Source organism: Paenibacillus sp. P2(2022) (genome assembly GCF_029522175.1).
Lineage (GTDB): Bacteria > Bacillota > Bacilli > Paenibacillales > Paenibacillaceae > Paenibacillus > Paenibacillus polymyxa.
The window spans coordinates 335,565-350,520 of record NZ_JAKWFI010000005.1 but is presented as its reverse complement, the minus strand read 5'-3'; the positions used below and the strand labels follow the sequence as shown (position 1 = coordinate 350,520).

The 14,956-nt window shown below is 48.5% G+C and carries 12 protein-coding genes; all 12 read right to left on the bottom strand.

The features are described from left to right. Positions 1 to 38: 38 nt before the first annotated feature. Positions 39 to 1,073, bottom strand: coding sequence for a rod shape-determining protein (locus MMB75_RS18560; protein ID WP_013311600.1), 1,035 nt, complete (start codon positions 1,071 to 1,073; stop codon positions 39 to 41). A gap of 106 nt (positions 1,074 to 1,179) precedes the next feature. Then, the gene (gene radC, locus MMB75_RS18555; RefSeq protein WP_017427420.1) at positions 1,180 to 1,872 is read right to left on the bottom strand and encodes a RadC family protein; all 693 of its coding nucleotides are present in this window, start codon (positions 1,870 to 1,872) and stop codon (positions 1,180 to 1,182) included. Positions 1,873 to 1,886: 14 nt separating this feature from the next. Then, entirely contained in the window at positions 1,887 to 2,495 is a 609-nt protein-coding gene (locus MMB75_RS18550; RefSeq protein WP_045244832.1) for a Maf family protein, read from the bottom strand. A gap of 22 nt (positions 2,496 to 2,517) precedes the next feature. Beyond that, complete coding sequence (locus MMB75_RS18545) at positions 2,518 to 2,760, bottom strand: DUF4321 domain-containing protein (protein WP_013372674.1); 243 nt, start codon at positions 2,758 to 2,760, stop codon at positions 2,518 to 2,520. Between the two features lie 121 nt (positions 2,761 to 2,881). Continuing rightward, complete coding sequence (locus tag MMB75_RS18540) at positions 2,882 to 4,159, bottom strand: SPOR domain-containing protein (protein WP_277509625.1); 1,278 nt, start codon at positions 4,157 to 4,159, stop codon at positions 2,882 to 2,884. A gap of 166 nt (positions 4,160 to 4,325) precedes the next feature. Continuing rightward, positions 4,326 to 5,705: a UDP-N-acetylmuramate--L-alanine ligase gene (murC, locus tag MMB75_RS18535; RefSeq protein ID WP_038978209.1), complete on the bottom strand. Its 1,380-nt coding sequence runs from the start codon at positions 5,703 to 5,705 to the stop codon at positions 4,326 to 4,328. A gap of 6 nt (positions 5,706 to 5,711) precedes the next feature. Continuing rightward, positions 5,712 to 7,088: a bifunctional folylpolyglutamate synthase/dihydrofolate synthase gene (locus MMB75_RS18530; protein WP_016818421.1), complete on the bottom strand. Its 1,377-nt coding sequence runs from the start codon at positions 7,086 to 7,088 to the stop codon at positions 5,712 to 5,714. Positions 7,089 to 7,124: 36 nt separating this feature from the next. Continuing rightward, positions 7,125 to 9,791 (bottom strand): valine--tRNA ligase, encoded by a 2,667-nt coding sequence (locus MMB75_RS18525; RefSeq protein ID WP_017427418.1) that lies wholly within the window; start codon positions 9,789 to 9,791, stop codon positions 7,125 to 7,127. Positions 9,792 to 10,224: 433 nt separating this feature from the next. Then, positions 10,225 to 11,556: a LysM peptidoglycan-binding domain-containing protein gene (locus MMB75_RS18520; protein ID WP_045244833.1), complete on the bottom strand. Its 1,332-nt coding sequence runs from the start codon at positions 11,554 to 11,556 to the stop codon at positions 10,225 to 10,227. Positions 11,557 to 11,681: 125 nt separating this feature from the next. Then, positions 11,682 to 12,593 (bottom strand): RluA family pseudouridine synthase, encoded by a 912-nt coding sequence (locus MMB75_RS18515; RefSeq protein ID WP_045244834.1) that lies wholly within the window; start codon positions 12,591 to 12,593, stop codon positions 11,682 to 11,684. Then, a complete protein-coding gene (hemL, locus tag MMB75_RS18510) occupies positions 12,590 to 13,894 on the bottom strand; it encodes a glutamate-1-semialdehyde 2,1-aminomutase (RefSeq protein ID WP_025365649.1) in 1,305 nt (434 codons plus the stop codon). Before hemL ends, MMB75_RS18515 begins: the two co-directional genes overlap by 4 nt. Positions 13,895 to 13,925: 31 nt before the next feature. Beyond that, a complete protein-coding gene (gene hemB / locus MMB75_RS18505) occupies positions 13,926 to 14,924 on the bottom strand; it encodes a porphobilinogen synthase (protein ID WP_017427414.1) in 999 nt (332 codons plus the stop codon). Positions 14,925 to 14,956: the final 32 nt, after the last annotated feature.

Genomic DNA, 14,956 nt, shown 5'->3' with positions numbered 1-14,956 from the left:
TATTGCCAAACAGCTTAAACAGTTCCTACACCCCCGATTCAACGTTTGGAACGGACGGCAGAACTGCTGCGCGATTTGAACAAATGGATATTTTCCAGTGCTCTACCCGTACCGATTGCCACACAATCCAGAGGATTTTCCGCTACGATCACCGGCATTCCGGTCTCACCTGCCAACAGCTTATCCAGGTTGCGCAGTAGTGCTCCACCACCAGTCAGTACAATTCCTCTATCCATGATGTCCGCCGCCAGCTCGGGAGGGCATTTTTCCAATGTTACTTTGACTGCGTCCACGATCGCATTCACGGTGTCTGACAATGCTTCGCTAATTTCATCGGAGGTAATCGTAATTGTCTTCGGCAAGCCTGTAACCAGATCGCGTCCGCGGATTTCCGATGTTTCCACTTGCTCTAATGGCATTGCTGAACCAACTTCCATTTTCAACTGCTCAGAAGTCCGTTCACCAATCATCAGGTTGTATTGACGTTTCACGTATTGAATAATAGACTCGTCCATTTCATCGCCAGCCACTCGTACAGAACGACTTGTTACGATCCCTCCCAAGGAAATGACCGCAACTTCGGTTGTACCTCCACCGATATCGACAACCATACTGCCCGTAGGCTCCCATACCGGCAGATCAGCGCCAATTGCCGCTGCAAACGGCTCTTCAATCGTGTACGCCTCTCTTGCGCCTGCTTGCTTGGTCGCATCTTCAACAGCACGCTGTTCCACTGCAGTAATGCCCGAAGGCACGCAAACCATCACGTTCGGATGGCGCGGAAACAATGAACGTTGTGCTTGCGCCTGACGGATGAAATATTTAATCATCGTTGCAGTCGTATCAAAATCGGCAATGACTCCATCCTTCATTGGACGAATTGCACGGATATTTCCCGGTGTGCGGCCGATCATTTTTTTCGCAGATTCCCCAACAGCCTCAATGGTTTTTGTATCTGTACGCAATGCGACTACAGATGGTTCACGAACCACGATTCCCTTACCTCTTACGTATACAAGCGTGTTTGCCGTCCCCAAGTCAATTCCCAAATCTTTTGTAAAGCCACCCAGCATGATGTTAATCTCCTTTTCTCTTCCCTGAAATCTGTTATCCCTGTATAAACGGTTTATTCAGGCCGGTTTATCCGGTCGTGTTTAAATGTTTGATTTAAATATTATATTATATCAGACCTTGTTCCTTCAAACTTACAAAGGTCCCGTCCCCGATCACAATATGATCAAGCACGTCGATACCCACGATGTTGCCCGCTTCCATCAAGCGGCGGGTCAACTGGATATCTTCCGGGCTTGGCTTCGGATCACCGCTCGGATGGTTATGAGCGCAAATAATCGAAGCACTGCTGCACTTGATTGCAGCCCGGAATACTTCACGAGGATGCACGATGGCGGAATTCAGGCTGCCCATAGATAGCGTTTCCTGAGCAATGACATGGTTTTTGGTATTTAGAAACAGGCAAACAAAATGCTCTTTCTGCAAATAACGAAGCTGCTCGAACAGCAGATCTGCCACATCCCGCGGGCAACTAATCACCGGGGTCTCCAAGTGGCGTGACAATGCCAATCGACGCCCGAGTTCGATACCCGCTTTTAGCTGTATCGCTTTAGCATTTCCAATACCCTTAATCTGGGTCAACTCGCTCAGACTCATATCCACCAGTTGACGCAGATTCCCTGCCTGCTGCAAAATACGCTGCGCTAAATGCACAGATGATTCTCTTTGTGTTCCTGTACGCAGTAGTATTGCTAGCAACTCCGCGTTGCTCAAGGCATCCGCCCCATATGTCATCATGCGCTCTCTTGGTCGTTCTTCATGGGGGAGGTCGCGAAGCATCAGTATTGGCGACTCCAGCATATGTTTATCCCCTTTTATGGACGCAGCACATTTACTCCAAAATCGGACAGCATGTCCGACAGCAAAGAAAGCGGCAATCCTACGACGTTAAAATAACAACCCTGAATAGATTCCACCAACGTAGCACCCATGCCTTGAATGCCATACGATCCTGCTTTGTCAGACGGTTCACCAGTATTTACGTATGCCACAATTTGTTCTTGGCTCAAAGGCTTCATTGTGACATCCGTTTGGCGATGTCTAACAAGCATCTTGCCGGTTCCGGTATGTATGCAGGCTACCCCGGTGTACACACGGTGTGTTCTTCCCTGCAATGCAGTCAACATGCGAACCGCGTCCGCATGGTCGACAGGCTTGCCCAATACCGAATCCTCCAGCACGACAATCGTATCACTGCCAATCACCAATCCAGCTTCCTGGGACTGTGCGGCAGTGCGCACGACCGCTTCGGCTTTGCGGGCCGCAAGGGTCTCCACGATTTGCTGAGGCGTCCAGCTCTCAGGCGTGCTTTCATCCGCATGACTCGGCACCACCTCAAAGGGGAGTCTCAAATATGCGAGTAATTCCTTCCTTCTTGGTGAAGTCGATGCCAGAATAATGCGGGGCGTAATTTTCCCGTCCATAAGGGAAGCTCCTTTTCATCAGTTAGAGCCTGCGGTACAGCCAGAATGCGGCGATGATGCCGATCAGACTAAGCAGGCTCAATTCAAAATTTATCGTTATGTTGTAGCTGATAATATCCAGATCCGCTCTCGGCGACCAGGATATCGTAGTGGGGTGGGTCAGAAAGGAAAGGACTTTGACCGATTGAAGGGCCTTAGCAATCCAGGCACCCAAAAGCCAACCGAGCAACAAAAACAGTATAAGCATTCCTACATTTTTTTTCATCCTGATCTTCCCTCGCCATTTTTTGACACCTTCATTATTATACGGTGATTTGTACTGCAATACAAACAGAAATCCGGCATGGGGAACTATTTCCAGTTCCTTGCCGGAAAGTATGGTTAGTCTACTGTTTTATGAATTGAATAAATTCCTTCTCACGCAAAACATATTCCATCATGGAGGACTGAATCTCCCAAATGTGTTCCTTGGCTGTATTCTTGTTATATTCTCCAAGTGCAGAGACTGCGCTGTTCATCGCCTTTTCAAGCGAGGTTGCGGTGGCAGCCGCTTCCTTCGGAAGACCAGTGGGAAGTGCAGCGACATTTTGTGTCCACTGCTGATGCAGGTCGTTCAGCTCGCTCATGTCGGAGGCTGACACCGTATTTGAGCCTTCTTCTCTGAGCAAAGTTGAGGAAAGCCCGCTCAGCTTCCCCACTAATGAGTTGCTTAACTGAAAAAAGGTAGTCAGTTTATCACCATTACCTCCGTAAGCCGCTTTTTCGAATCCAGGTAATTCGAGCTCGCGGACATACAATTCCACTCCTTGTGTCTTCAATTGATTACTGAGCAACTTGGCTTGCTCCCTATCCGACGATATTCCTGCATATACCCGGTTTTGATCCTCGCTATCCCCTCCTGCTGCAATGCCTGCCTTCAACAGTTCTTCCTTTGCCTGTAAAGCCCGCTCTGGAGTGCTGAAAACCCCATATTGCAGCAAATAATAGGTTTGTGGAGGCACTTGAGTTGCTACGACGGCGACAGGGGCAGCATTCTCTTTTGCATACGTGTTATCGACATCAACAGATTCTTTAAAAACAGGCACAGCCTCATCAGCAGAAGGATCAGATCCCGGGACCATACCGCCTCCGTTAAACAGTAACAACAAAATATATCCGAACATGCCTCCCGTCACCAACGCGCTGGCTACAGAACCGATTAATCTCCATCTGGAAGGGTGAGGTGGACGCTTTCTATACTCTTGACCGGAATAATAGGTTTCCTCAACCTCAACATCGTCCTCTTCCGGACTTTCCGGTAGAATGTCCGCATCTGACCAGGAAGCTGCCGAACGACCAAAAGGGTCGTCCCATCCCTCTTGTACCCTCAATGTTGGAGTAAAGCGCCGAGTTGCAGTGCGTTTGTTCGTCTCCACAGGCTTACCGAGCTCTGAATGTTGTGTAGTTCGAGTATGTTTCTCCATACTGCTAGTCCGTTCCATTCCTTTACGCTGGTTATCCGTTTGATAAAGCTCATCATCGTGATATAACTCCGTATCTCTAATCGGGTCACGCTGTCCGTTCGTAAATGACTCATTTTGGTTCGGAAGCACCTGTAGTTTATCCTCCCGGCTTGTTTCCGGCAACTGTTGATCGAACCGGAATGTCATCTTGGCCTTGTTCATGGATGCACTCCCTCCTTGTCCCATACTTCCTCATAGTCTGTTGTATGAGTCAAGCTGAGAGAATATGCCTCGGCTTTACAAAAAAAGGGTATCCCGAAACACCTTCGTGTTCGGAATACCCTTCAAAGCTATAATACATTGGCGTAACAGCCCATGTTCATGAGTATTACACTTGTTGCCCGCGAAGATGGCGTGCTAACGCGTCGCCAGCTTTCCAGATATCTCCTGCTCCCATTGTCAGCACAAGATCGCCTGGTTGTAACCGATCTTTCAGCTCTTCGATCACAGCTTCTTTGGTTGGTAAATAGATTGCATTCGCATTGCTGTTTTGGACGATTAAATCCACCAGTTTGGAAGAATGCACACCTTCAATCTGTTTTTCTCCCGCTGGTGAATAAATATCGGTAATGATCACTTCACCAGCCTCGCTAAACGCACGGCTGAACGCATCCAGCAGGAAAAAGGTACGACTGTAGCGTTGTGGCTGGAACACGGCAATAATACGCTTGCCAGTTGCTCTCGCTGCACTGATCGTAGCCTCAATCTCTGTTGGGTGATGCGCATAATCATCAATAATCAAAATGTCATTGCCTTCACCTAGCACTTGAAAACGACGTTTCGCTCCATGAAATTCCACAATAGTTGCAGCAATTTGATCAAATGGAATCCCTGCTTCCAGACATGAAATCACGGTAGCCATCGCATTATACATGTTATGTTTACCAGGTACAGACAATTCAATCGTTCCGAGTGCTGTTCCCTTACGGCTCATCGTAAAGCTTAATCGGCGGTCACCTAGTTGGATATCTGTCGCCATGTAATCCGCTTCATGCTCTACCCCATAAGTAATGACCCGAGTTTGGAGCTGAGGCAGCATCTCTCGGATGTTCTGATCATCTGCGCATACAATAGCTGCTCCATCCGGCCGAATTTGGCTCAAGAATTGCACGTAAGCACTTTTCAGGCGATTGAAGTCCCCATCGTAATTTTCCAAATGATCTGCTTCAATATTGGTTACGATCCCCTGCCAAGGATGATATTGTAGGAAAGAACCATCGCTCTCATCCGCCTCGGCAACGACAAACTCGCTTTTCCCCGCTTTGGCGTTCGTCCCCAAATTCGTGATTTCGCCGCCGATAATATACGTTGGGTCAACGTTACATCTCTCCATAACCAGAGCGATCATAGAAGAGGTTGTCGTTTTCCCGTGCGCACCCGCAACCGCTATACCCTTACGTTCGTTAAGCAAGCGAGCCAGCATCTGCGAACGGTGCAGTGTTGGAATATTCAATTCTTCTGCTGCCACCCGCTCTACATTGTCACGTGACAATGCTGTTGAATAGACGACGATATCTGCGCCCGCAATATGTTCAGGCGTGTGTCCAATATATATTTTTGCGCCTTTTGCCGCCAGTTTTTCTGTCAGCTCCTGTGATGCCACATCTGAGCCAGTCACGGTATATCCCATCTCCAGCATGACCCGAGCAATCGCGCTCATCCCGTAGCCGCCGATACCGATAAAATGAACATGTTCCGAAGTAATCAACAAATTTCACCAACCTTTTTCCGAATCGGTTTGATACATAAGGGTAGCCCGTACATCCGCAATAAGATACAGCGTGCCGGACACCACCCCCAGATCTTCCGCTTCCGTATGTGACTGAAGCAGGTTTAAAGCCTTTTTCCAGTCACCTTCTACAATAATTTTTAAATCCGTTTTGGCATAAGACGGCCGCAGCTTCTCCACGAGATGAGCCAAATCAGCGGCATTCATTTTGCGGCGAAAATCGGGCTCGGTCAGGATAAGCGTATCCACTAGTGGCAGTATATGCTGCAAGTATGCCTCATGATGCTTGTTTGATAGCATCCCCATCATTAAAACCAATTTTTTGTACGAATACACTTGTGGGAGACTCTTGGCCAGCGTTTGCGCCCCTTCTGGATTATGAGCCCCATCAAGGACAATTCTCGGCGAGGTACTGACTTGTTCGAGACGCCCTGCCCAGGCAGCTTGCCTAAATCCCTCCAGCAGATCCTCATCATCCAACACAAAAGCCATATACTGACGTAGGACTTCAAGTGCCATCAGAGCTCCTGCCGCATTAGAACATTGATGCTCACCTAACAACGTGATGTCGATTTCCATATGTCGGAAGGGTCCGGCGAATGAAAAGGTCTGACCTGTTTCATTCCCGTTTAACCGTTCATACGTAAATTGTTCTCCTGCCAGGTACAAGGTAGCTCCTTGCTTGGCCGCCGTTTCACGTATGACCTGAATAGCCTCGGGCTGGGAAACACAACTGACGACAGGTACACCCGGCTTGATGATCCCAGCCTTTTCTCTTGCAATCTGTTCCAGTGTATCTCCCAAAATGTCCGTATGGTCATAGCCGACATTCGTAATGACCGAAACGATAGGACTCACGATATTAGTTACATCCATCCTTCCCCCGAGGCCTGTCTCCCATACCACAACATCTGGAAAAGCTACCGTAGCATAGTACAAAATAGCCAACGCTGTGGACACCTCAAACATCGTAGGTGATCCCAACTCACTATCTGCGATTTCTTTCACCAACGGATACAAGCGATTGGCCAGTGAAACCAGCGTTTCATCTGGAATATCGGTCCCGTTGAATTGAAAACGGTTCGTAAATCGGGTGATGTACGGAGAAGTAAAGGTCCCAACATCGTATCCACATTTCAGAAGCACAGAGGTTAGAAAGGCACAAGTCGAGCCCTTACCGTTGGTTCCTGCAATATGAATAAATTTCAGATGTCGTTGCGGATCACCCAGCCTACTCATCAGCTGTTCGATTCGCTCCAGTCCGGGTCTAATGCCAAACGGAATCAACCCATTAATCCATTCCACTGCTTCATCATAACTTTGTAAAGGGGCTATGTCGCCGCCCCTGATCGTATCTGACATCCTCTTCACCTTCAGGTCATTTTATTGTGAGTGAAATTATCCCTTGAGTTCTTCAATACGTGCGATAACTTTAGCGCGCTTATCTGAGTAATCGGCTTGCTTGGCCTTCTCTTCCTCGATGACTTTGGCTGGTGCCTTCGCCACAAAGCCTTGGTTGGAGAGTTTTTTCTCCACGCGCTCCACTTCACTGTTCAAATGCTGAAGTTCTTTTTCAAGTCTGCTAATTTCCTGGGCAATATCTAGCAGTCCGGCTAACGGCAGGTATAGCTCTGCGCCGCTAACAATAGATGTCATGGCTTTATCTGGAGCGGTGAACTCTAAGCCTGCGTCGAATTCAGACGTGTTACAGAATCGACGTACATACTCTCCATTGCGGTTAATGATATCAAGAACGGCTTGATCGCCGGGTTTTATGAGCAATTCAATTTTTTTACTCATCGGCACGTTGACTTCAGCGCGGATATTGCGCACAGCGCGAATCACGTCGATCAGCAAATTCATTTCAGCGACCGCGTCCTTATCCTCGAAAGCAGGATCGTAAGCAGGCCAAGCGGCCAGTGTGATCGTTTCTCCCTCATGCGGAAGGTGCTGCCATATTTCCTCGGAGATAAACGGCATGAACGGATGAATCATGCGCAGTGTCCGATCCAAAACGTATGCAAGTACCGATTGTGTTTTCTTTTTCGCCTCTGCATTATCGCCATATAGGGAAAGCTTCGCAAACTCAATGTACCAGTCGCACAAATCATCCCAAATAAAGTTATACAGAAGGCGGCCTGTCTCGCCAAATTCATAAGCATCTATTAGACGCGTGATGTCGCGTGAAGTTTCGTTTAGACGGTGCAGAATCCAACGGTCAACGGTGCTCAAGTCACCAGTAATGTCTATATCTGCCGCAGTGACGCCTTCCAGATTCATCAGCGCAAAGCGTGATGCATTCCAGATTTTATTGGCAAAGTTACGCGCCTGCTCCACACGTTCCCAGCGGAAACGAAGATCTTGTCCAGGTGTGCTGCTGGTGGAGATCATATAACGCATTGCATCGGTACCATATTGGTCGATCACGTCGAGCGGATCAACACCATTGCCCAGGGATTTGGACATTTTTCTTCCGTCCGCGTCACGAACCAAACCGTGCATAAGTACATCCTTGAACGGAATCTCTTCCGTGAACTCCAGCGCGGTAAAGATCATACGCGATACCCAGAAATAAATAATGTCATAGCCTGTCACCAGAACATTTGTCGGATAATAGCGTTTGAGATCCTCTGTCTGCTCAGGCCAACCTAGGGTCGAAAACGGCCACAAAGCAGAGCTGAACCAAGTATCGAGTACATCCTCATCCTGTTTGAGTTTTCTACCGGCATATTCAGGCAAAGTGGTAGGGTCCTCCGCCGATACAATAACTTCTCCGGTTTCCTCATCATACCAAGCCGGAATACGGTGTCCCCACCATAATTGACGGGAAATACACCAATCCCGCACATTTTCAATCCAATGCAGATAAGTACGCTCAAAGCGATCCGGTACAAAGTTTACACCGTTGCCAGCCTTCTGTGCTTCAATCGCCTTAGCTGCCAGAGGCTTCATTTCCACGAACCATTGCGTCGACAGATAAGGTTCTACAACTACGCCAGAACGCTCACTATGACCTACTTGGTGTACATGCTCTTCAATACGAATCAGTACACCCTGCTCTTTCAAATCAGCGACGATTTGCTTACGGCAATCGCTGCGATCCAGTCCCTGATATTTGCCTGCTTCAGCATTCATCGTTCCCGTCTCGTCCATCACCGTAATTTGAGGCAACTGGTGACGTTGACCCATTTCAAAGTCATTCGGATCGTGAGCCGGTGTGATTTTAACCGCGCCGCTACCGAAATCTTTATCTACATAGTCATCCGCAATGACCGGAATTTCACGCCCGATGATTGGAAGCACAAGCGTTTTGCCGATCATTTGCTTATAGCGTTCATCTTCTGGATGTACAGCTACAGCCGTATCGCCCAGCATCGTTTCAGGGCGTGTAGTGGCTACAGTAATAAATCCGCTACCGTCTTTCAGAGGGTATTGCAGGTGATACAGATTTCCGTTCACCTCTTTGTATTCCACCTCAATATCCGACAATGCGGTACGTGCAGCGGGGTCCCAATTTATGATGCGTTTACCGCGATAAATCAGACCCTTTTTGTACAGTTTAACGAATACTTCGCGTACCGCTTTGGACAGTCCCTCATCCAATGTAAAACGTTCACGAGAATAATCGAGAGAAAAACCCATTTTCTCCCATTGATTGTGGATATTGTCCAGATAAAGATCTTTCCACTCCCACACTTTCTCCAAAAACTTCTCACGGCCCAAATCATAGCGAGTCAAACCTTCTTCACGTAGCTTCTGCTCTACTTTTGTTTGAGTAGCAATACCTGCATGGTCTGCCCCTGGCAGCCACAAGGCATCATAACCCTGCATCCGCTTGGCGCGGATAATAATATCCTGCAAAGTAAAGTCAAGAGCATGTCCAATATGCAACATACCCGTAACATTCGGTGGTGGAATAACGATAGTAAAAGGCTCTGCCTCTGGATGTTGCCCGGCGCGGAAATAGCCCTTCTCCATCCACGTTTTGTACCATTTTTGTTCTGCTGATTTGGGATCGTACGTTGTTGGCATTTCCAAGGTTGTCTTGTTGTCTTGTTCTGACATATCAGGATACCTCCATGATTTTCAATTGGCAAATAAAAAAGCCCTTCATCCTCAAAGGACGAAAGGCTGTTCTCTCGCGGTACCACCTTTGTTTCACCCCTAGTGTATGTATCCACTGATCCATTACACATGGTGTGACACTTTATGCAGATAACGGTTGCGGACCGGCCTTATTCTACCGTGAACCTCTTACCTTCCGAAGGAATGAAATGAGGAACCGTTCAAACAGGCGACTCCCGGGTGACTTCGGCCAGTAGCTTCCTGCGGAACCTCACAGCGCTGCAATTCCACTCTCTGAAGGGCTTGCTGCCTACTCTTCCCGATCTCAGTCTTTCAATAACTATACCACATCATACATTTCCCATTGACTATAGTCAACACCCATTTCTCATTGACGATAGTCAGCACTTCGTCGCATGTTTCAGCAACCGAATCAAGGGATGTACAATACCTGCCCTTCTTCTACATGATGCTCTGCCAATCTATTATACAATTGAAGCTCCCGTGTGCTGAGCTGATAACGGTCTGCTATCGTTTCCAGTGTATCCTCGCGCTGTACAATGCATAACCGCACCTTGCGGAAAGGCGTTTCATCCTGTGTATGGAAAAAAAGATTTTTCCACTTGGCATCCTCACGCTCTTCCTCGGCTTTCTGATCCTGACCTTGCGGTTCATGTTCCAGTTGCTGCTGGTGTTCGGCTTCCTTCACCGAACGGCTGGATTGAAGCAATGATGAGTAGACAACCGGGTCCGGCTCGTCTGCTCCTTCATCCTTTTTACTGTTAAGCGCCACGCGCATCTCTGGCTTTTCCTCAGTAAAGGTATCCTGAACTTCATGGTTTACCTGTTCCGACGCTTCAGGCCTGAAGTCAAAGTCATTCCCCTGACTTGTTTCCAATTGCGGCTCCAGATAAATCTCTGACTCTGTGGCAGAATGAGGCTCCGACAGCAAAGGGTCGTATGCTACATTAGGAGATGCAGAGGATACTTTGGGCTCGTTCCCTTCCGTCCCTGCTTCCTCTTGCTGAAATGCCCACACTTCCGACGCCTCCTGCTCATGCTTAACTTCGGAAGAGCTGTCTTCAACTACTTTTCCCGTCCACGGCTCATAATATCGGTTCGGATCTACTATCGGATCATAAGCTTGATGCTCCAATGATGGCTTCTGTTCCCCTTGATCCTCTGACGACTGTTCCCAGTAAGCTGACTCTTGTTGTGCTGGTACTTTGTATGAAGTTTCCGGGTCTGAAATGTTGTTGTATACCGAGTCTTGGGTAGAATAAGCCTCTTCGTGACGATGCTCTCCAGCGCCGTAAAGAGATGGAGCCGGATGTTCAGGTGCATGCACCACAGTAAATTCCTCATCCAGCCAAACCGCCGTCTCCTCTGCATGCGAGCTTTCCACCCCATGCAAAGAAAGCACCCCTGTAATGTTTAGACTACGTAAAGAGAGCAGGTCCACATCAAAATTTTCAATCTCCACGGAGATATCTTCCAATCTTCCTACCCGGTTAAGCGGAATGGTAATTTCCACAGGGATCAAATGATGAAGCTCGCTCGTGATCTGTTCAGGTGTGCGGTACACGCCCTCCAGCAGCAAATGCCCTCGCAAAGCGGCATGGTCGCCGTGGGTTACAACCTGAATGCGTGGCAGAAGCTCAATTTCCTCCAACTCGGCAATCCCGGCAGCTTCCTCCGTCAAATGAATGCGTTCATAGATATCAAAACGCAAGCCTTGCGGCTGATCATTCTGTTGTTTATTCAAGGATGGCATCCTCCTTTGGGCAGCCTCCGCACATCCTCTGACTCGTGTCAGGCGCACGGAAACTCCATATTGCAAACCGTTTCTAGGTTCAAGTATATGCGCCAAAATAGAAGGCATGCCATCTTTTATAGTTGTTTGTGCAGCTTTTGAAAATCATCCGGCCAAGCATCCTCGACGATAATCGTTTCGCCGCTCAGCGGATGACAGAAGGTGAGCCGCTCTCCGTGAAGGGCCTGTCTGCCAAAATCAGTAGCACGACCGCCGTATAATACGTCCCCAAGTAAAGGATAGCCAGCATGACTAAGATGTACGCGTATCTGGTGCGTCCGACCTGTCTCCAGCGTCAGATACACGAGACTGACCGCAGCCGAACCACTCCCCCATACTTCGCCAACTTCCACATGGGTAACCGCCTTCTGTCCAGTTGGGGATACACGGCGGCGCTGTTTATGATGCCTATCCTTGCCAATCGGCCAATCCAACGTCCGCAGCGATGGAGGTACTTTCCCTCGTACCAAAGCTACATAACGACGACCGATGTCCTTAGCTCGCATTTGTTCGTCCAGCTTGAGCAACGCAAATTCATTTTTGGCATATAGCACCGGGCCTGTCGTGTCCACATCCAGACGATGTACATGCCGTACTGCTGTATGAATGTCGTTGATTTCATAATAGGATGCGACAGCATGATCCAATGTTAGCGGACCATCCTTTACACCACCGTCTGGATGGACCGCCATCCCCGCTGGTTTGTGTACAACCAAGCAAAAATCATCCTCGTATAGTATCTTCAAATCATACCAACGTGGGATGACGTCGAGGTCCACTACAGGAAAAAGGGCCAGCCGCAGCCGGTCCCCTGTAAGTTCAATCCCTTTTTCATGCCGTAGCCTGCGCCACAGCTTGTCCGGTAATCCCAGACGATTCAACAACCAGCGATCCACAGCTTCAGCGCGATTTTCATCAGTTGCAATTTCTGGCCCTGGTGTGACTTCCAGCCACGGTCCTCTTCTTTTCCAGCTGCCTTTCCAACTCATAGACGTTTGAGCGCGCGATAGTTCGCTTCAATGGTCGCATCAATATCCTCAACGGTATGCACACCTGATACGAACATGCCCTCAAATTGAGATGGAGCTACACTAACACCCTCATTGACCATTTCAGTAAAGTAACGGCGGAAGTGGTCCTGATTACTCGTTTTAGCAGTGTCAAAATTGACAACCTTCTCGTCTGTGAAGAACGGACACACCATAGAACCGACACGGTTAATCGTGACAGGAATCCCCAGCTCTCGCGCGTTACGTTCGAATCCGGCTTGAAGCCGTGCTGCCCGCTCTTCCAGACGATCATATACTTCCGGTGTCAGCAATTTTAGCGTCGAATAACCTGCTGCCATAGCCAGCGGATTTCCGCTCAGCGTACCCGCTTGATAGATCGGGCCAGATGGTGCAATTTGCTCTAGAATGTCGCGACGGCCGCCATATGCACCTACAGGTAGGCCACCACCAATCACTTTGCCCAGACACGTAAGATCCGGCGTCACACCAAAGCGCCCTTGAGCAGAATGAAGTCCTACCCGGAATCCAGTCATCACTTCATCAAAAATCAGCAGACTTCCGTACTGTCGGGTTACCTCACGCAAACCTTCCAAAAATCCAGGCTGTGGCGGTACAACACCCATATTGCCGGCTACTGGCTCGACAATAATCGCAGCAATCTCTTCGCCAAATTTCTCAAAAGCCAGCTTCACCGACGCCAAATCATTATAAGGGACAGTGATTGTATGTGTGGCCACGACTTCAGGTACACCCGGACTATCAGGTAGACCTAGGGTCGCAACACCAGAGCCCGCTTTAATCAGCAAGCTGTCTGCATGACCGTGATAAGAACCTTCAAATTTAAGGATTTTACTGCGTTTCGTAAATCCACGCGCGAGTCGGATCGCACTCATTGTTGCCTCGGTTCCCGAGTTGACCATTCGAACAATGTCCATAGAAGGAACACGCTCACATACGAGCTTGGCCATTTCCGTTTCCGCAAGCGTTGGGGCTCCGAAGCTGGTTCCTTTTACAACAGCAGCCTGTAAGGCTTTAACCACTTCAGGGTGCGCATGACCCATAATAAGCGGTCCCCACGAACATACATAGTCTATATAGGATTGACCGTCGATATCATATACACGTGATCCTTCCCCACGATCAATATATACCGGTGTTATACCCACGGATTTAAAAGCTCGAACCGGACTGTTTACGCCACCCGGAATATATTGTTTTGCCTCATCAAAGGCTGCTTTGGAACGCGTATCCTTGCGTACCGTTCGTTGTTCGTCGATCATTCTAATCACTCCTGTCTTCTGAAAAATACACTTATTGCTTCAACCATCTTGCCGCATCCTTGGCAGAATAGGTAATAATCATATCTGCACCGGCACGCTTCATGCTTGTCAGAATCTCCAGCACCATCGCTTTTTCATCAATCCAGCCTTGGAGGGCTGCCGCTTTGACCATTGCATATTCACCACTGACATTGTAAGCCACCATAGGCAAATCAAATTGGTCCTTAATGGTGCGCATTACATCCAGATAAGAAAGAGAAGGCTTCACCATCAGCATGTCTGCACCCTCCATCACGTCAGACTCCGCTTCCCGCAACGCCTCACGTGCATTGGCAGGGTCCATCTGATAGGATTTGCGGTCACCAAACTGCGGCGCAGAATCAGCAGCTTCACGGAAAGGACCATAAAAAGCAGACGCATATTTGACGGAATACGACATAATCGGAATATGTGAAAAACCTTCCAGATCGAGTCCCTGCCGAATCGCCTGTACAAAACCGTCCATCATATTAGAAGGAGCGATAATATCTGCACCGGCTCTGGCCTGAGAAACGGCTGTGCGTACCAGCACCTCCAGAGATTCATCATTCAATACTTCACCGCACACTTCACCATCATGCTCATGCATGTGTACCATACCGCAGTGTCCATGGTCCGTAAACTCACACAAACAAGTGTCTGCCACGACCAGCAGTTCGGGATAACGCGATTTGATCAAACGAGTAGCTTCCTGAACAATACCGTTGTCCACAAAAGCTGAAGTCCCTACACTGTCTTTGGTTTCTGGTATGCCAAACAGGAGCACAGCAGGAATGCCAAGCTCACTAATTTCTTTCAGTTCTTCCTCCAGCCGATCCAGAGAAAAACGGTATACACCTGGCATGGAGCTAATCTCCTGTTTCACTCCAGTACCAAATGTTACGTAGATCGGTTGGATGAAATCAGACGGATTCAAAACCGTTTCACGCACCATGCTGCGGATGGCAGCTGACTGACGCAAACGACGATGTCTGGTAAAAGGGACACTCATAATTACAAACCTCCATTTTTTTATACATTCAT